At 71.5% G+C, this 20,551-nt stretch carries 4 protein-coding genes (1 of these 4 only partly in view); all 4 read left to right on the forward strand.

Annotated elements, in window-relative coordinates:
- On the forward strand, nt 1-12,105 hold the 3' portion of the coding sequence (locus J5X86_RS52550) for a non-ribosomal peptide synthase/polyketide synthase (RefSeq protein ID WP_208519496.1). It extends 8,364 nt beyond the left edge of the window; the window shows 12,105 of its 20,469 coding nt (coding positions 8,365-20,469); its start codon lies off the left edge, out of view; it ends in the stop codon at nt 12,103-12,105.
- On the forward strand, nt 12,105-19,313 hold the full coding sequence (locus J5X86_RS28045; protein ID WP_208519497.1) for a non-ribosomal peptide synthetase: 7,209 nt from the start codon (nt 12,105-12,107) through the stop codon (nt 19,311-19,313). Before J5X86_RS52550 ends, J5X86_RS28045 begins: the two co-directional genes overlap by 1 nt.
- 55 nt (nt 19,314-19,368) lie before the next feature.
- Nucleotides 19,369-19,593: an MbtH family protein gene (locus tag J5X86_RS28050; RefSeq protein ID WP_208519498.1), complete on the forward strand. Its 225-nt coding sequence runs from the start codon at nt 19,369-19,371 to the stop codon at nt 19,591-19,593.
- 121 nt (nt 19,594-19,714) lie between these two features.
- Nucleotides 19,715-20,527 carry an alpha/beta fold hydrolase gene (locus tag J5X86_RS28055; RefSeq protein WP_208519499.1) on the forward strand — a complete coding sequence of 271 codons (813 nt, stop codon included), beginning with the start codon at nt 19,715-19,717 and terminating at the stop codon, nt 20,525-20,527.
- The last annotated feature ends 24 nt before the right edge of the window (nt 20,528-20,551 follow it).

Raw genomic sequence — 20,551 nt, forward strand, 5'->3', positions numbered from 1 at the left:
GTGCGCGATCCGGTGGCGTTGTGCGCGCTGGTGTCGGCTGAGCGGGTGTCGGTGATGCAGGCGACGCCGAGTCTGTGGCGGGCGGTGCTGGCCGAGGATCCGGCCGTGCTGAGCGGTGTGCGGGTACTGGTGGGTGGCGAGGCGTTGCCCGCTGACCTGGCAGTGGCGCTGGCCGGTCGAGCTGAGTCGGTGACGAATCTGTACGGTCCGACGGAGACCACCATCTGGTCGACGGCCTGGCCTGTCACCCCCGAGCGGGCGAGCAGCCCGCGCATCGGGCGGCCGATCGCCAATACCCGGGTGTATGTGCTGGACGCGGGGCTGCGACCGGTGCCGGTCGGTGTGCCGGGGGAGCTGTACATCGCCGGTGCCGGTGTGGTGCGTGGCTATCACGGGCGTTCCGCCCTGACCTCGGAGCGCTTCGTCGCCGACCCGTTTGGTGGTTCGGCGGGTGGGCGGATGTATCGCACCGGTGATGTGGTGCGGTGGACCTCCAATGGTGAGCTGGAGTATCTGTCGCGGGTCGATGACCAGGTCAAGCTGCGCGGTTTCCGGATCGAGCTGGGTGAGATCGAGGCGGTGCTGGCCGGGCACGACCAGGTCGGGCAGGCCGCTGTTCTTGTGCGGGAGGACCGGCCCGGTGACAAGCGCCTTGTCGCCTATGTCGTCCCGGCGACGGGGGACACTGGCCTGATAAGCGCTGACGTGCGCGAACACGTCGCGGCCCAGCTGCCCGGCTATATGGTGCCGTCCGCGTTCGTCACGCTGGATGCCTTCCCGCTGACGGCGAACGGCAAGCTGAACCGCCGTGCCCTGCCCGCCCCCGACTACGGCCCGGAGGGCACAGGAGGCCGTGCTGCGCGTTCGCCGCGCGAGGAGATCCTGTGCGGTCTGTTCGCCGAGGTGCTGGGCGTGGAGACCGTCACGATCGATGACGACTTCTTCCACCTCGGCGGCCACTCCCTGCTCGCGACCAAGCTGGTCAGCCGCATCCGTACCGTCCTGGACACCGAACTGGCCGTACGCCGCGTCTTCGAGGCGCCGACGGTTGCCGAGCTTGCGGCTGTGCTGGATGCGTCGGCGGTGGTGCGGTCTGCGGTGCGGGCGGTGGTGCCGCGTCCGGCGCGGTTGCCGCTGTCGCTGGCGCAGCAGCGTTTGTGGTTCCTGCACCAGTTCGAGGGTCCCAGTGCGACGTACAACATTCCGGTGGCGTTGCGGCTGAGGGGCGCCCTGGATGAGGGTGCGTTGCGGTCGGCGCTGGGTGATGTGGTGGCTCGGCATGAGAGCCTGCGCACCCTGTTCGCCGAGGACGCCGACGGCCCGTACCAGATGGTCCTGGACACCGCAGAAGTAGAACTGACGGTGGCCGCGACCGACAGGGCAGCGGTCCAAGGAGAACTGAGCCACGCGATACGGACTCCCTTCGACCTCACGAATGACGTGCCGTTGCGCGCCTGGCTGTTCCAGCTCGGCGATGACGAGCAGGTGCTGCTGCTCGTGGCGCACCACATCGCGAGTGACGCGTGGTCGATGGGCCCGCTGGCCCGTGATCTGACGGCGGCGTACGCCACCCGCGTCACCACCGGTGACGCTCCCGGGTGGGAGCCGCTGCCGGTGCAGTACGCGGACTACAGCATCTGGCAGCGTGAGATGCTGGGCGCGGAGAACGACGCCGACAGCGAGATCAACCGCCAGTTGGCGTACTGGAAGGCCGCTTTGGCGGACCTCCCGGAGGAGCTGCCGCTGCCCTTCGACCGGCCGCGGCCGGCGACCTCCTCGTACGAGGGTGACCGGATCACCTTCGAGGTACCGTCCGGTCTCTACGAAGAGCTGACGCGGGTCGCCCGCGAGCGTCGGGCCAGCCTGTTCATGGTGGTGCAGACGGCGTTGTCGACGCTGTTGACGCGACTCGGCGCGGGCACGGACATCCCGCTGGGCACGGCGATCGCTGGGCGTACGGATGACGCGTTGGACGATCTGGTCGGGTTCTTCGTGAACACCCTGGTGCTTCGAACGGACACGTCAGGCGATCCCACTTTCGCCGAACTGCTCGACCGCGTCCGCGGTAAGGACCTTGAGGCGTATGCCTTTCAGGATCTGCCGTTCGAGCGGTTGGTGGAGGTGGTCAACCCGGAGCGGTCGCTGTCGCGGCATCCGTTGTTCCAGACGATGTTGACGTTGAACAACACGGAGCAGGGTGGGGCGTCGGCTGTTGCTTCGTTGCCGGGTCTGTTGGTGGCGGGTGAGCCGGTGGCGGCGGGTGCGGCGAAGTTCGATCTGTCGTTCCGGCTTGCGGAGCGTCGTGGTGAGGCGGATGACGGTGTGGTGCTGGAGGGGGCGTTGGACTTCAGCACGGATCTATTCGACCGGGCAACGGCACAGGGCATCGCGGAGCGTTTCGTCCGTGTTATGAGCGCGCTCGCTGAGGACCCCGACCGCCGCATCGGTGATGTGGAGTTGCTCGATGCGGTGGAGCGGGAGCGGTTGCTGGTCGGGTGGAATGGTGAGTCGCGGGGTGTGCGGGGTGTGTCGTTGCCCGTGCTCTTCGGGGAGCAGGTGGAGCGGACGCCGGACGCGGTGGCTGTTGTCGCCGGGGACCGTGGCTTGTCGTACCGGGAGCTGGACGCGTGGTCGAACCGGATGGCGCGGTGGCTGGTGGGGCAGGGGGTGGGGCCTGAGTCGTTTGTGGCGGTGGTGTTGCCCCGGTCGGTGGAGCTGGTGGTGGCGCTGCTGGGTGTGCTGAAGGCGGGTGGTGCGTATGTGCCGGTCGATCCGGAGTATCCGGCGGAGCGGATAGCGCACATCCTGGGCGACGCGCGGCCGGTGCTGGTCATCGATGATGTGGCGGCGCTCGCGGCGGCTGACGAGTATGTGGACACGCCGGTGGAAGACGCTCCGAAGCTGTCGCATCCCGCGTATGTGATCTATACGTCGGGTTCGACGGGTCGGCCGAAGGGTGTGGTGGTCGAGCATGGGTCGGTGGGGGCGTATTTGGAGCGGGCGCGGGAGGTGTATCCGGATGCGTCGGGTACGGCGTTGCTGCATTCGTCGGTGGCGTTCGATCTGACGGTGACGGCGTTGTACACCCCGCTGGTGAGCGGTGGTCGGGTGGTTTTGGGTGCGTTGGATGAGCGGGCTGGGGATGGTGGTCGGCCGTCGTTTATGAAGGTGACGCCGTCGCATTTGGGGTTGTTGGAGGTGTTGCCGGAGGGTGTGTCGCCGTCGGGGACGTTGATCACTGGTGGTGAGGCGCTGGTGGGTGAGGCGCTGGGGTCGTGGCGGGCCGCGCATCCGGATGTGACGGTGGTCAATGCGTATGGTCCCACTGAGGCGACGGTCAACTGTGCGGACTACCGCATCGAGCCTGGTGTTGCGGTGGGGTCGGGGCCGGTGCCGATTGGGCGGCCGTTCTGGAATACCCGCGTCTATGTGCTGGACGCGTCGTTGCGGCCGGTGCCGCCGGGGGTGGCCGGTGAGCTCTACATCGCTGGCGTGGTCCTCGCGCGGGGGTATTGGCGTCGTGCGGATCTGACGGCGGAGCGGTTCACCGCTGATCCGTTTGGTCCGGTGGGTGCGCGGATGTATCGCACGGGTGATGTGGCGCGGTGGAACGCCGATGGTCAGTTGGTGTATGTGGGCCGGGTTGATGACCAGGTCAAGGTGCGTGGTTTCCGTATCGAGCTGGGTGAGATCCAGGCCGTTCTCGCTTCTCATGGTGAGGTTGCCCAGGCTGCGGTGGTGGTACGGGAGGACCGGGCCGGGGATCAGCGTCTGGTCGCCTATGTGGTGGCGGATGACATGGTGTCCGAATCGGGGTTGCGGGATCATGCCGCAGCCCTGCTGCCGGATTACATGGTGCCCTCGGCGTTCGTCACCCTCCCCGAACTCCCGCTGACGCCCAACGGGAAGCTCGACCGGCGTGCCCTGCCCGCGCCCGACTACGGGCCCGAGTTGGCCGCGGGCCGCGCCCCGCGTTCGCCGCGCGAGGAGATCCTGTGTGGTCTGTTCGCCGAGGTGCTGGGCGTGGAGTCGGTCACCATCGATGACGACTTCTTCCGTCTGGGTGGCCATTCCCTGCTGGCGACGAAGCTGGTCAGCAGGATCCGTAGCGTCATGGACGCGGAGCTGCCCATCCGGCAGCTCTTCGAGACTCCCACCGTCGCGGGCATTTTCACCGCCCTGGCGACCGACACGGTGCGCCGCCGCGTGACCGCGGCCGATCCGCGCCCGGACCGCATCCCTCTCTCCTATGCCCAGCAACGCCTGTGGTTCCTCAACCAGTTCGAGGGCCCCAGCGCCACCTACAACGTCCCGATCGCACTCAGACTGACCGGCCCTCTGGACCGGGAGGCGCTGCGCCTGGCCCTGGGCGATGTGGTTGCCCGCCACGAGAGCCTGCGCACCGTCTTCACCGAGGACGCCGACGGCGCCTACCAGGTCGTTCGCCCGCTGGGCGAGGCCGAGCCGGAGTGGACGACGGTGGAGACGGACCGGGCGAATGTCGAACGGGAGCTGAGTGAGGCCGCGCGTCGCGGCTTCGACCTGTCGGCGGATTCGGGAGAACTGCCCTTGAGGGCAACGCTGTTCGCACTGGACGGCGGTGACGAACACATTCTCCTGTTGGTTCTGCATCACATCGTCAGCGACGCGTGGTCGCGCGCCCCGCTGGCGCAAGACCTGACGGCGGCGTACGCGGCCCGAGCGACGACCGGCCGTGCCCCCGCCTGGGCGCCGCTGCCGGTCCAGTACGCGGACTACAGCCTCTGGCAGCGCGATGTCCTCGGTGACGAGACCGACCCCGACAGCGAGATCTCGCGGCAGCTCGGCTACTGGACCTCCGCGCTGGAGGGCCTCCCGGACCAGCTCGAGCTGCCGTACGACCGGCCGAGGCCGTCCGTCGCCTCCTACCGTGGGGACCGCATCCCGTTCGAGATTCCGGCCCCGCTCTACGACAAGGTGGTCGCGTTCGCGCGGGACACGCAGTCGAGCCCGTTCATGGTGGTGCAAGCGGGGCTCGCGGCTCTGCTGACCCGGCTCGGTGCGGGCACCGACATCCCCATCGGCACCCCGATCGCCGGCCGCACCGACACCTCGCTCGACGACCTGGTCGGCGTCTTCATCAACACACTGGTGTTGCGTGCCGACACGTCAGGACGTCCCACGGCCCGTGCGCTGATCGAGCGCGTCCGTGCGCGGAACCTGGCCGCCTACGCCCATCAGGATCTGCCCTTCGAGCGGTTGGTCGAGGTGCTCAACCCCGAGCGCTCGCTCGCCCGGCACCCGCTCTTCCAGGTGCTCCTGGCGTTCAACAACACCGACACAGCGGCCACCGACCAAGCCGTGGCCGATATCCCTGACCTCACCGTGTCGCCGGTGGCGGCCGACACCGGCGTGGGCAAGTTCGACCTGTCCTTCGCCTTCACCGAGCAGCCGCACGAAACCGGCGGGCTGCGAGGAGTGCTGGAGTACAGCACCGACCTGTTCGACCGGGACACGGTCGAAACGCTCGGCAGGCGCTACCTGCGTGTGCTGCGGGGCATGGTCGACGCCCCGGACACCCCGCTCGACCGGATCGACCTGTTGGACCAGGCCGAGGCGCGGTCGGTGGTGCGGGATTGGAATGACACGGCGTGTGAGGTGCCGGGTCGTTCGGTGGTGGAGTTGTTCGAGGAGCGGGCGGCCCGGACGCCGGATGCGGTGGCGGTGGCTGCCGGCGGGGTATCCCTGTCCTATGCCGAGCTGGACGCTCGGGCCGATCGTCTCGCGCGGCTGCTGGCCGACCGTGGGGTGCGGCCCGAGGCGTTCGTCGCGGTGGCGTTGCCCAGGTCGGTGGATCTGCTGGTGGCGCTGCTGGCGGTGTGGAAGTCCGGGGCGGCGTATTTGCCGCTGGACACGGAGTACCCGGCCGACCGGCTCGCCTACATGCTCCAGGACGCCACCCCCGAACTCGTCCTGACCACAGGCGAGTTGGTGTCCGTGCTGCCGGACGTGGACATCCCGCGTGTGCTGCTGGACGCGCCCGAGACCGCCGAGGAGCTTTCCCGGACGGCGGGGGAGCGGCGGATCGCTCCCCTTGCGCTGTCGCATGCGGCGTATGTGATCTATACGTCGGGTTCGACGGGGCGGCCGAAGGGTGTGGTGGTGCCACAGGGGCCGCTGGCGAACTTCGTGGTGGCGATGGCCGAGCGGTTCCAGCTCACCGGGTCGGACCGGTTGCTGGCCGTCACCACCGTCGGGTTCGACATCGCGGGCCTGGAGCTGTTCGTACCGCTGCTCAGCGGCGCTGCGGTGGTGGTGGCGGAGCGGGATGTGGTGCGGGATCCGGTGACGCTGTGCGCGCTCGTGACCAACGAGCGGATTTCGGTGATGCAGGCGACCCCCAGCCTGTGGCGGGCGGTGCTGGCCGAGGACGCTTCGGTGCCGGCGGGGGTGCGGGTCCTCGTCGGTGGCGAGGCTCTGCCCGCCGATCTGGCGGTGGCATTGGCCGAGCGGGCCGAGTCGGTGACGAACATGTACGGCCCCACCGAGACCACGATCTGGTCGACGGCCTGGTCGGTCACCCCGGACACCGCGCGTGCGCCCCGTATCGGGCGGCCGATCGCCAATACCCAGGTGTATGTCCTGGACGACGGGCTGCGGCCGGTCCCGGCCGGGGTGCCGGGTGAGCTGTATATCGCGGGCGAGGGCGTGGTCCGTGGCTACCACGGACGCTCGGGACTGACGTCCGAGCGGTTCGTGGCCGATCCGTTCGACCGCACCGGCGGCGGGCGGATGTATCGCACCGGTGACCTGGTGCGCTGGACCGCCATGGGTGAGCTGGAGTATCTCTCCCGGGTCGATGACCAGGTCAAGCTGCGTGGCTTCCGGATCGAACTGGGCGAGATCGAGACGGTGCTGGCCGGGCATGAGCACGTGGCGCAGGCCGCCGTCCTCGTCCGTGAGGACCGGCCCGGCGACAAGCGGCTCGTCGCCTATGTCATCCCCTCCATGGCGGGCGGACCGGAGCCGCTGGCCCTGCGTGAGCACGTGGCCGCGCAACTGCCCGGCTACATGGTGCCGTCGGCGTTTGTGAGGCTGGACGCCTTCCCGCTCACCGCGAACGGCAAGCTGAACCGGCGTGCGCTGCCCGCGTCCGACTACGGCCCCGACACCGCCACCGGCCGGGCGCCGCGTTCGCCGCGCGAGGAGATCCTGTGCGGTCTGTTCGCCGAGGTCCTGGGCGTGGAGTCGGTCACGATCGATGACGACTTCTTCCACCTCGGCGGCCACTCGCTCCTGGCGACCAAGCTGGTCAGCCGGATCCGTACCGTCCTGGACACCGAACTGGCCGTACGCCGCGTCTTCGAGGCACCCACCGTGGCCGAGCTCGCCACGGCGCTCGACGAGTCCGCCGCGGTACGAGGCCGGGTGGTGAGCGCGAAGCGGCCCGCCCGGGTGCCGCTGTCCCACGCGCAGCAACGCCTGTGGTTCCTCCAGCACCTGGAGGGGCCGAGCGACGCCTACAACATGGTCATCTCCCTCGACCTGACAGGCCCGCTGGACCAGGACGCGCTGCGTCAGGCTCTGGCCGACCTGGTCGTACGCCACGAGAGCCTGCGCACGGTCTTCGCGGACGACACGGGCGGCGGCGCCTACCAGGTGGTCCTCGCACCGGAACAGGCGCAGGTGCCGCTGACCGTGGAGGAGGTGGCCGACGAGGCGTCCGTCGACCGGCTGATGCGTGACGCCGCCGGGTACGCCTTCGACCTCTCGACCGAGACGCCGATCCGCGCCTCGCTGTTCCGGCTGCCCGCCGTCGCAGGCTTCGGCGGTGCGGAAACCGACCGTTCTGCCCTGCTCCTGCTGACGCATCACATCGCGAGCGACGCCTGGTCGCGCGGTGTCCTGGTGCGTGACCTGACGGCGGCGTACGTGGCCCGCGCGACGACCGGCCGTGCCCCCGCCTGGGAGCCGTTGCCGGTGCAGTACGCGGACTACAGCCTCTGGCAGCGTGACCTCCTCGGCGACGAGTCCGACTCGGGCAGCGAGATCTCGCGCCAGCTCGACTACTGGACCCGGGCGCTGGAAGGGCTTCCGGAGGAACTGGCCCTGCCCTTCGACCGGCCACGGCCGGCGGCGGCCTCCTACCGGGGCGACCGGGTCGGGTTCGAGCTGCCGCCGGGCCTGTACGAGCGGCTGGTGCGGGTCGCCGGTGAGCATCGCGCGAGCCTGTACATGGTCCTGCAGGCGGCCCTGGCAACCCTCCTGACCCGGCTCGGGGCGGGCAGCGACATCCCCATCGGCACACCTGTCGCGGGCCGTACCGACGACGCGCTGGACGACCTCGTCGGGTTCTTCGTCAACACGCTGGTGCTGCGCGCCGACACCTCCGGCAACCCCACCTTCACCGACCTGGTCGAACGTGTCCGGGCGCGCGACCTGGAGGCGTACGCGCATCAGGACCTGCCCTTCGAGCGGCTCGTCGAGGTGGTCAACCCGGAGCGTTCGCTGGCCCGGCACCCGCTCTTCCAGACCGTCCTCAACCTGAACAACGCCGCTCGGCCCCTCACCGCGCACACGGGGCTCACCGTCACCGGGCGACCGCTCGGGTCGCCCTCGGCGAAGTTCGACCTCGCCTTCGAGATCGCCGAGACGGCCGGGACCGCCGGGGCCGGGCTGGGCTGTGCGCTGGACTTCAGTACGGACCTGTTCGACCGGGCCACCGCACAGAGCATCGTCGACCGCTTCGTCCGGGTGCTGGAGCAGGTGGCGGCCGACCCGGCCGTCCCGATCCAGGACCTCCAGATCCTCGACCCGGCCGAGCGGCGCGAGCTGACCGCACCGCCCCGGCACACCTCCGCCCCTGGCGAGACGATCGTGTCCCGGTTCGAGCGGCAAGTGGTTGCGACTCCGGACGCGATCGCGGTGACCTACGAGACCACGTCCCTCACCTACTCCGAGGTGAACGCGCGGGCGAACCGGCTGGCCCATCTGCTGCGCGAGCGGGGAGCGGGACCACGGCGGTATGTGGCGCTGAGCATGCCCCGCACCGAGGAGCTGGTCGTCGCGGTCCTCGGCGTACTGAAGTCGGGCGCGGCATATGTGCCCATCGACCCGGCCTACCCGGCCGACCGCATCGCGTACATGGTCGACGACGCCCGGCCGATCCTCACCGTGACGCCCGATGTGCTCGCCGAGTCGCAGCGGTACCAGGCGAGCGACCCGGACGTGGCACTCTCGCCCCTGGACACCGCGTACGTCATCTACACCTCGGGATCCACGGGACGGCCCAAGGGCGTGGAAGTGCCGCACGGCAACGCGATACGCCTGATGGACGCGACCGGCCACTGGTTCGGCTTCGGCCCCGACGACGTATGGACGCTGTTCCACTCCTACGCCTTCGACTTCTCCGTCTGGGAACTGTGGGGACCGCTGCTGCACGGCGGACGCCTGGTCGTCGTCTCCTACGAGACCAGCCGGACCCCGGAGCGGTTCCTGACGCTGCTGGGGGATGAGCGGGTCACCGTGCTGAACCAGACCCCGTCGGCGTTCTACCAGCTCATGGCGGCCGACCGGGACAATCCCGAGACCGCCGCGCGGCTTCGCCTACGCCATGTCGTCTTCGGCGGCGAGGCACTCGAACTGGCCCGGCTGGCCGACTGGTACGCCCGGCACCCCGATGACGCCCCGTCCCTCGTGAACATGTACGGCATCACGGAGACCACCGTGCACGTCACGCATGTCGCGCTCGACGAGGCCGTCGTCGCGGCCTCGTCCGGCTCGGTGATCGGCGAACCGATCCCGGATCTCGGCGTGTACGTGCTGGACGAGAGGCTCCGGCCGGTGCCAAAGGGCGTCGTCGGAGAGCTGTACGTCGTCGGCGCCGGTCTGGCCCGTGGCTATCTCGGCCGGTCCGGGCTGACCGCCGAGCGCTTCGTGGCCAACCCGTTCGGCGAGGGCCGCATGTACCGCACCGGGGACACCGGACGCCGGCTGGCCGACGGGCGCCTGGAGTACCACGGCCGCGTCGACGACCAGGTCAAACTGCGCGGCTTCCGCATCGAGCTCGGCGAGATCGAGGCGGCGCTCGAGGCGCACACCGCGGTTTCCCAGGCCGCGGTGATCCTGCGCGAGGACCGGCCCGGCGACAAACGTCTGGTGGCCTATGCCGTGCCGACCGCCGACGCCGGCCCGGCTCCCGGGCACGACGCGCTGCGCGCCCACCTCACCACCGCCCTGCCCGAGCACATGGTGCCGTCGGCCGTGGTCGTCCTGGACGCGCTTCCGCTCACCCTGAACGGGAAGCTCGACCGGCGGGCCCTGCCCGCGCCCGTATACGGCGGGACGCCGGAGGCGGACCGGCGGGGCCCGCGCACCGAGCGGGAGAAGACGCTGTGCGGGCTGTTCGCCGAGGTGCTGGGGCTGGACGGGGTCGGCATCGACGACGGCTTCTTCGACCTCGGCGGCGACAGCATCATGTCCATCCAGCTCGTCAGCCGCGCCCGGCGGGCCGGACTCGAACTCGCGGTGCGCGACGTCTTCGAACACCGCACGGTCGCCGCGCTCGCCGACGTCGCCACGGAGACCGTCCGGGTGGCCGCGGAGGAGCCGGGAGCGGACGTCGGCGACGTACCGCTGACCCCGATCATGCGCTGGTTCCTCGAACGAGGCGGCCCGGCCGACCAGTTCAACCAGTCGCGGCTCGTCCAGGTGCCCGCGGCCCTCCGCCACGAGCATCTGCGGTCCGCGGTGCGGTCGGTGCTCGACCAGCATGGCGCCCTGCGGGCCCGGCTCACCGCCGCTCCCGAACGGCGGCTGGAGATCCGCGAACCGGGCGCGGTCGACGCCGCCTCCCTGGTCCGCCGCGTGCCCGCCGCCGGGCTCGACGAACCGGCCCAGCGGGACCTGGTGCGGCGGGAGACCGAAGCCGCCCGGGAGCGTCTCGACCTGGACGCGGGACGGCTCGTCCAGGTGGTCTGGTTCGACCGCGGCGCGGACACTCCGGGCCTGCTGCTCCTCCTTATCCACCACCTGGTGGTCGACGGGGTGTCCTGGCGCATCCTGGTACCCGACCTGGCGGAGGCGTACCGCGCCGTGAGCACCGGACGGGAGCCGGAACTCCAGCCCGTGGGCACCTCGCTGCGCCGCTGGGCGCAGCGGCTGACGGAGGCGGCGGCCAGGCCCGCGCGGGCGGCGGAGGCCGCCTGGTGGCAGGAGGTGCTGCGGCCCGGGGACCCGCTCCTGGGCAGGCGGGCACTGGACCCGGCCCGGGACACGTACGGGAGCGCGGCGCATCTGACGGTCACACTGCCGGTCGCGGTCACCGAGAAGCTGCTCACCCGCGTGCCGTCGGTGTTCACCGCCGAGGTCAACGACGTGCTGCTGACGGCGTTCGCGCTGGCCTGGGCGCGCTGGCGCGGCGGCCGGGACGCCTGGAGCCCGGGCGCGGCCGGGACGCTCCTCGACCTGGAGGGCCACGGGCGCGAGGAGGACATCGTGGGCGCCGTGGACCTGTCCCGCACCGTGGGCTGGTTCACCAGCCTGTATCCCGTACGGATCGACCCCGGTGCCGTGGACCTCACCGACGCGTTCGCGGGCGGCCCGGCCGCGGGCGAGGCCGTCAAGCGGATCAAGGAGCAGCTCAGGGCCGTGCCCGACAAGGGCATCGGCTACGGCCTGGCCCGGCACCTGAACCCGGGCACCGCACCGGGGTTCACCGGCCTGCCCGAGCCGCGGGTGGCGTTCAACTACCTCGGGCGCTTCCAGGTCGCGGACGCCGAGGAGGCGGGCAGCGCCACGGTCCCGGACTGGACCGTGCTCGCCAGCGCCGCCGGCATCGGCGGCACCGACCCCCGGGTGCCGCTCGCTCACCCCCTTGAGCTCAACGCCCGTACCGACGACGGGCCGCGCGGACCCGAACTGGCCGCCACCTGGACCTGGGCCGAGGGCATCCTGGACCGGACCGAGGTCGGCACACTGGCGGACCTGTGGTTCCAGGCCCTGACGGCCCTCACCGAACACGCGGAACGCCCCGACGCGGGCGGGCTCACCGTCTCGGACGTTTCCCTGAGCCTGCTGAGCCAGGACGAGATCGAGTTGCTGGAAGACGACTGGAGGACCATGTGATGGCGACGCAGTCCGGACTGCAGGACATCCTGCCGCTGGCCCCGCTGCAGGAAGGCTTGCTCTTCCACAGCGTGTACGACGAGGCGGCGCCGGACGTCTATGTCGTGCAGGACACCATGGACCTGGAGGGCGACCTCGACCCCGAGGCGCTGCGCGCCGCGTGCCGCACCCTGCTGCGGCGCCACGCCAATCTGCGCGCGGGCTTCCGCTACGCGGGTCTGCGGCGCCCCGTCCAGTTCATTCCGCACGAGGTTCCCCTGCCCTGGGAGGAGATCGACCTCGCCGCGCTGACCGAGGACGAGCGCACCGCGGCGGCGGACCGGGTGCTGGAGGCGGACCGGCGACGCCGGTTCGACCTCGGCAAGCCGCCGCTGATGCGGTTCACCCTGCTGCGGTTCGGCGACGGCCGGCACCGCTTCGTCCTGACCAATCACCACATCCTGCTGGACGGATGGTCACGCCCGATGCTGCTGCGCGAACTCCTCGCGCTGTACGCGGCCCGCGGAGACGACAGCGGGCTGCCACGGGTCCGGCCGTTCCGGGACTATCTGCACTGGCTCGCCGGCCAGGACCGGGACGCCGCGGTGGCCGCGTGGCGGGAGGCGCTGGCCGGAATCGACGGCCCCACCCTCGTCGCGCCCCGCGGCGGCGACCGGCCCGCCGTCGTGCCCGGACGCCTGGACACCGAGCTCGAACCCGCCGTGTACGAGGCGCTCGCCGCCCTGGCCCGGGAGCGTGCGCTAACCCTCAACTCGCTGGTGCAGGGCGCCTGGGCGGTCGTTCTCGGCGGGCTGACCGGGCGGGACGACGTGGTGTTCGGCGCCACCGTCTCCGGACGGCCGCCCGAACTCGCCGGGGTCGAGACGATGGTGGGCCTGTTCATCAACACCCTGCCGGTGCGGGTACGGCTGCGTGCCGACGAGCCGCTGGTGGACATGGTGCGCCGGGTCCAGGACGAGCAGACCCGGCTCCAGGCCCACCAGCAGATCGACCTCGCCGAGGTGCGGCGGCTCGCCGGAGCCGGTGAACTCTTCGACACCACGATGGTGTTCGAGAACTACCCCGTGGACCTCACGGCCGGGAACGACAAGCCCGGCGGGACGAGCGGCCTGACCGTCGCCGGCGCCCGCAACCGCGACGCCGCGCACTATCCGCTGGCGCTCGTCGCGGTCGGCCGTGGCGGCCTGCTGCGGCTGCGCCTGGACCACCAGCCCGACCTGATCCCCGAGGCATCGGCCCGCGCCGTCCTGGACCGCGTGGTCCGCGTCCTCACCTCGGTCGCCTCCGATCCGCTGCGGCCCGTCGGCCGGCTCGAGCTGCTCTCCGGGGAGGAACACCGCACCGTCCTCGAACTCGGCCACGGCGCGGACACCGACATCCCGGACCTCAGCCTTCCGGAGGCGTTCCGCGCTCAGGCCGCCCGCACCCCGCACGCCACCGCCGTCCGCACCGGCGCCGACGCGCTCGACTACGCCGCGCTCGACGCCCGCTCCGACGCGCTGGCCCGCCGCCTGACCCGGCTCGCAGTGGTGTCGGAAACCCCGGTGGCGCTGCTCATGGAGCGCTCGGCGGACGTCATCGTGTCCGCGCTGGGGATCCTCAAGGCGGGCGGCGCGTACGTCCCGCTGCGGCAGCGGGACCCGGCCGACCGGCTGCGTCTGCTCACCGGCCTCGCCGGTGTCTCCCTGGTGCTGACCGACCGGGCGAACGCCGGGCGCGCCGCGGAACTGGGGCCTCCCGTGGTCGTCGTGGACGACGGCGCATGGGCGGAGCCCGATCCCGTGCCGGGAGAGCCACTGTCGCGCGTCCACCCCGGCCAGATCGCCTACATCAGCCACACCTCCGGCTCCACCGGAACACCCAAGGGCGTCGCCGCCACCCATCGCCATGTGCTCGAACTCGCCCATGACCGCTCGTTCGCGAACGGCGCCCACACCCGGGTCCTGGTCCACTCGCCGCACGCCTTCGACGCCTCCACGTATGAGATGTGGGTGCCGCTGCTGACCGGCGGCACCTCCGTCGTCGCCCCGCCAGGCGACCTCGACGCCGAGCGGCTCGGCAAGCTGCTCGTCGAGCACGAGATCACCGGGCTGTTCCTGACCACCGGTCTCTTCCAGCTCGTCGCCGACGAGGCACCCGAACACTTCGCGGGCCTCCACGAGGTGTGGACCGGCGGCGAGGCGGTCCCCGCCGCGTCCATCCGCCGGGTGATGCGGGCCTGCCCCGACACCACCGTCATCGACGTGTACGGGCCCACCGAGACGACCACGTTCGCGGTGCGCCACCGGCTCCCCCGGGGACCGGAGGTCCCGGCCTCCGTCCCCATCGGCAGCCCCCTGGACAACACCCGGCTGATGGTCCACGACACCGGGCTGCGCCCCGTGCCACCGGGCACGGCGGGCGAGCTGCACATCGCCGGGGCGGGCCTGGCCCGCGGCTACTGGCGGCGCCCCGGGATCACCGCGGAACGCTTCGTCGCCGATCCCTACGGCCCGCCGGGCACCCGCATGTACCGCACCGGCGACCTGGTGCGCTGGAATGCCGAAGGCGTCCTCGAATACGTCGGGCGTGCGGATGAGCAGGTGAAGCTGCGCGGCTTCCGTATCGAGCTCGGTGAGATCGAGGCGCTGCTGGGCAGCCACCCCGACGTCGCCCAGACCGTCGTCACCGTGCAGGAGCCGCGCCCCGGCGACCGGCGCCTGGTGGCCCACCTCGTCGCCGAGCGCGGGACCACCCCGTCCCCGGAGGACCTGCGGGCGCACCTGGCCGCCGAACTCCCCGACTACATGGTGCCCGCCGCGTTCGTCGTCCTGGACGCGCTGCCGCTGACCGGCAACGGCAAGGTGGACCGCAAGGCCCTGCCCGTGCCCGACACCGGCCCGGCCGCCGCCACCGGGGCTCGCCGTGCCCCGCGCAGCCCCCAGGAGGAGATCCTTTGCGGCCTCTTCGCGGAGGTCCTCGGCCTGCCGTCGGTCGGCATCGACGACAACTTCTTCGACGCCGGGGGACACTCGCTGCTCGCCACCCGGCTCGCCGGGCGCATCCGTTCGGTGCTCGGTGCCGAGATGGCGGTGCGGCAGCTCTTCGACACGCCCACCGTGGCCGGGCTCGCCCGCGCCCTCGACACGGCCGGATCGGCCCGGGCGGCGCTGATGCCCGCCGAGCCGCGCCCCGACCGCGTCCCGGCCTCCTTCGCCCAGCGCCGGCTGTGGTTCCTGCACCGCTTCGAGGGCCCCTCGCCCACGTACAACATCCCCTTCGCGCTGAGGCTCACCGGCGATCTGGACCGCACGGCGCTGCGGGACGCGCTCGTGGACGTCGCGGAGCGCCATGAGTCGCTGCGCACGGTCTTCGCCGAGGACGCCGAAGGGCCGTACCAGGTCGTGCTGCCCGCCCCGGAAGCCCGGACCGCGCTGACCGTCGTCCCCGACGTGCCGCGAGACCGCCTGGAGCGGGAGATCGCCGCCGCCGTCGGACACGCCTTCGACCTGTCCGAAGAACTCCCGCTGCGCGTCTGGCTGTTCGAGACCGGAGAGCGGGAGCACGTGCTGCTGCTCCTGGTCCACCACATCGCGGGCGACGGCTGGTCGGTGCCGCTGCTCGCCCGCGACATCGTCTCCGCCTACGCCGCACGACGCGTCGGCACCGCCCCCGCCTGGCAGCCGTTGCCCGTCCAGTACGCCGACTACAGCCTGTGGCAGCACGAGGTGCTCGGCTCGGAGGACGACGACAGCCTGATCGCCCGACAACTCGCCTACTGGACGGGAGCCCTGTCCGGACTGCCGGACGAACTCCCGCTGCCCGCCGACCGGCCGCGCCCCGCCACCTCCGGCCATCGCGGCGAGCGCATCCCCTACCAGGTGCCCGGACCGCTGTACGAGCAGGTCCGCGCTCTGGCCCGGGCCACCAAGGCCAGCCCGTTCATGGTGGTCCAGGCCGCGGTCGCCGCGCTGCTCACCCGGCTCGGGGCGGGCACCGACATCCCGCTGGGCACCCCTGTGGCCGGCCGCACCGACGACGCCCTCGAGGATCTCGTCGGCTTCTTCGTCAACACGCTGGTGCTGCGCACCGACACCTCGGGCAACCCCACCTTCCGTGAGCTGATCGCCCGCGTCCGGGACACGGACCTGGCGGCGTACGCCCATCAGGACCTGCCCTTCGAACGGCTCGTGGAGGCGCTCAACCCCAAGCGCTCGCAGTCCCGGCACCCGGTGTTCCAGACCATGCTCACCTTCAACAACACCGAGCAGCGACAGCTGCCGTCGGACACGGCGGCCCCCGAGGACGGCGTGGGGGCGCCGGGCCTCACCGTCGAGCGCGTGGCCTCGGACACCGGTACGGCCAAATTCGACCTGCTGCTGTCCTTCGCCGAACGGCACGCCCCCGACGGCAGCGTGGACGGGCTGAGCGCGGGCCTCGAATTCAGCACCGACCTCTTCGAGCGCGACACGGCGGAGCGGATCGTCGCGCGGCTCCTGCGGCTGCTGGCGGCCATGGCCGCGAATCCGCAGGCGCGACTCGGCGAGGTGCCGCTCCTCGACGACGGCGAACAGGCCGCCGTGCTGAGCGGCGGCAGTGGCGCGGCCCGCCCCGCGCGCGACGCCTCGCTGTCCGAGCGGTTCGAGACGGCCGTCGCCCGCGACCCGCACGGCGTGGCCGTGGAGACCGCGGCCGGAGCGGTCGGTTACCCGGAACTCAACGCGCGCGCCAACCGCCTCGCCCGGCTGCTCATCGACCGCCAAGTCGGCCCCGAGGACCTTGTCGCGGTCGCCATGCCCCGGTCGGCCGACCTGGTCACCGCCCTCATGGCGGTCCTCAAGGCCGGTGCCGGGTATCTGCCCGTCGACCCCGAGTACCCGGCGGCCCGCATCGCGTTCATGCTCGAAGACGCCCGCCCCGCCCTCGTGCTGACCACCCGCGAACTGGCCACGGCACTTCCGGAAGCCCTCGCCGGCCGCACGATCGCCACCGATGACCCGAAGGCCGCCGAGGCACTCGCCGCGTATCCCGCGACCGACGTCACCGACGACGAGCGCGCCAGGCCGCTCCACCCCGCCCACCCGGCGTACGCCATCTACACCTCGGGCTCCACCGGGCGCCCCAAGGGCGTGGTGATGCCCGCGGGCGCCCTCGCCAACCTGCTGGACTGGCACCAGGCGCAGCTGCCGGGCGGACCGGGCACCCGGGTGGCGCAGTTCACCGCGGTCAGCTTCGACGTCTCCGTCCAGGAGATCCTCTCCGCACTGCTGCACGGCAAGACCCTCGTGGTCTGCCCCGAGGACGTCCGCCGCGACCCGGCCCGCCTGGCCCGGTGGCTGCACGACGCGGGCGTGAACGAGCTGTACGCGCCCAACCTGGTCATCGACGCGGTCTGCGAGGCCGCCACCGCCCAGGGTCTGGAGCTGCCGGACCTCACCGACCTGGTACAGGCCGGGGAGGCGCTCACCCCGCACGGCGCCATCCGCACCTTCTGCGCCGACCGCCCCGGCGTGCGGCTGCACAACCACTACGGGCCCGCCGAGACCCACGTGGTGACGGCCTGCCCGCTCCCGGCGGACACCGACGCGTGGACGCCCGGCCCCGCCCCCATCGGGCGGCCCGTCGACAACACCGCCGTGCGGCTGCTCGACCCCTGGCTGAACCCGGTGCCGCCGGGCGTCCCCGGCGAGCTGTACATCGCGGGCGCCGCCCTGTCCCGCGGCTACATCGCCCGCCCCGACCGCACCGCGGAGCGGTTCGTCGCCGATCCCTACGGCCCGCCGGGCGCCCGGATGTACCGCACCGGCGACCTGGCCCGCCTCACCCGCGACGGAGAGCTGACGTACCTGGGGCGCACCGACACCCAGGTCAAGATCCGCGGGTTCCGCATCGAACCGGGTGAGATCGAGGCGGTTCTCACCACCGCCCCGGAGGTGGCGCGGGCGGCCGTGGTCGTGCGGGAGGACCGGCCGGGGGACCGGCGGCTTGTCGGATACGTGGTCGCGGCGCCCGGCGGCGATCCCGGACCGCGCCGGGTGCGCGAGCACGCCGCCCGGCACCTGCCCGACCACATGGTGCCCGCCGCGTTCGTCACCCTGGACGCGCTGCCGCTGACCCCCAACGGCAAGCTCGACCGGGCCGCGCTGCCGGCGCCCGAGTACCGGGGCGATACGGCGTCGGGCCGGCCGAGGACGCCCGAGGAGCGTGCGCTGTGCGCCCTGTTCTCCGAGGTCCTGGGCGTGGGGGAGGTCGGAGCCGACGACGAGTTCTTCGACCTCGGCGGCCACTCCTTCCTCGCCGCCCGGCTGGTCGGCCGGATCCGCGAGGAGATGGGCGGCGATCTGCCGGTGCGCGCGGTCTTCGACGCCCCGTCACCGGCGGCGCTCGCCCGCCTCCTGACGGGTGAGGCGGCCGCGGAGGGCGACTCGACGGGGGCGCTGCTGCCCCTGCGCGCCCGCGGTTCGGCCGCCCCGCTGTTCTTCCTGCACCCGGGAGGCGGCTTCAGCTGGTGCTACTCGGGACTCGTCCGCCATCTCGGCGCCGATGTGCCGGTCCACGGCATCCAGGCCCGCGGCCTCGACGGCACCGGACCGCTCCCGGCGTCCATGGACGAGATGGTCGAGGACTATCTCGCGCGGATCCGCTCCGTGCAGCCGCACGGCCCCTACCGGCTCGCCGGCTGGTCCTTCGGCGGGCTGACCGCGCAGGCGCTGGCCGTCCGGATCCGCGCGGAGGGCGAGGAGGTCGGCATGCTCGCGGTGCTCGACTCCTACCCGCCGGGGGAGCACAGCGACCACTCGGAGCCGGTGGAGCACGAAGTCGTCGCGAACAACCTGCGGGCCATGGGATTCACCGTCGACATGGCCGAGCTCATAGCAGACCAGGAGCGGGTTCTGATGCGCTTCCGGGAATTCCTGCAAGGGGGAAATCACCCCATGGCTCACCTCGACCACCTCGAGGCCCAGGATGTGCTGGCCCTCAAGGACGTCTACGTGAACAATGTCCGGATCATGCGGTCCTATGTGCCCCAGTTCTTCGACGGGGACATGCTTTTCGTCTCCGCGGAACGGAAACCCGCCGAGCGGGAAACCATCCTGAATGTCAACTTGTGGCAACCACTGACAGGCGGGTCGATCGAGATCTGCCCCATAGACTCGAACCACGGAGATCTGATGACCGACGCCCGTCACGTGGCGCGCATCGGACGTTTTCTCGCCGACCGGCTGTGAGCCGTGAATGTACGTCAAGCGCAAGTGAATTGATTCTTCGAGAAGGAGCGATCTCATGAGCACCAACCCCTTCGAGGACCCCGAGGGCACGTATCTCGTGCTCGTCAACGATGAGGGGCAGCACTCCTTGTGGCCTGCGTTCGTCGAGATCCCTCAGGGCTGGCGCACGGTCCTCGCCGACGCCACACGGGACGCGGCGCTTGAATACGTGAACGCCCACTGGACCGATATGCGCCCCAAGAGCCTGATCAAGGCCATGGAAGGCGCCGACGCGGCCTGAGCGCCGCACCCGCTGGACCGCCGTGTGGCCCGCCCCGCCGGGACGCGTCCGACGCGTCGTACCCGAAGGGCGGGCCATACCCATGCCCGTGCACCCGTCATACCAAGGAGGATGGAGCGAGATGCCGGTCGTTCACGTCAACGGAATACAGCTCCACTACGAGGAAGCCGGCGAGGGCGAGCCGGTCGTGATGATCCAGGGGACCGGCGCCGGCGGCACCGTGTGGCAACTGCACCAGGTGCCCGCCCTCGCCGCCGCCGGATTCCGCGTGATCACTCTCGACAACCGGGGCATACCGCCGACCTCGGAGTGCCCTGAGGGGTTCACCCTCCAGGACATGGTCGGCGATGTGGCGCGGCTCATCGAGCACCTCGGGATCGGTCCCTGCCGGGTCGTCGGCACGTCCCTGGGCGCCTTCATCACGCAGGAACTCGCGCTGTCCCGGCCCGATCTCGTACGCCAGGCCGTCCTCATCGCCACCCGGGGCCGCACCGATGTGCTGCGCGCCGCGATCACGCGTGCCGAGATCGAGCTGCATGACGCCGGGGTGGAACTCCCGGTCCGGTACGCCGCCGTGGTCCGGGCCCTGAAGTCGCTGTCCCCGCGCACCCTCGACGACGGCGAGGCGATGGCCGACTGGCTCGATCTGTTCGAGCTGTCGCCCGCGGCCGGTCCCGGACAGCGAGCGCAGATGGAGTTGAGCACGCTGGACCACCGGCTCGAGGCATACCGGGGCATCCGCGTCCCCTGCCAGGTCATCGCCTTCGCGGACGACCTGATCACCCCCGCCCGTCTGGCGCGCGAGGTCGCCGACGCCATCCCGGGAGCCGAGTTCGAACTCATCGAGGGCTGTGGGCACTACGGCTATCTGGAAGACCCCGCAACGGTGAACAAGGTGATGGTGGAGTTCCTCACCGGGGCGGCCGCCCGCTGACCGCCAGGGGACGGCGAGCGGCAC

Source organism: Streptomyces sp. NEAU-YJ-81 (assembly GCF_017592595.1).
Lineage (GTDB): Bacteria > Actinomycetota > Actinomycetes > Streptomycetales > Streptomycetaceae > Streptomyces > Streptomyces hygroscopicus_B.

Coding starts and splice junctions, on each gene's coding strand:
- J5X86_RS28055 (WP_208519499.1), top strand. CDS start 19,715: ATGCCGGTCGTTCACGTCAACGGAATACAGCTCCACTACGAGGAAGCC.
- J5X86_RS28045 (WP_208519497.1), top strand. CDS start 12,105: ATGGCGACGCAGTCCGGACTGCAGGACATCCTGCCGCTGGCCCCGCTG.
- J5X86_RS28050 (WP_208519498.1), top strand. CDS start 19,369: ATGAGCACCAACCCCTTCGAGGACCCCGAGGGCACGTATCTCGTGCTC.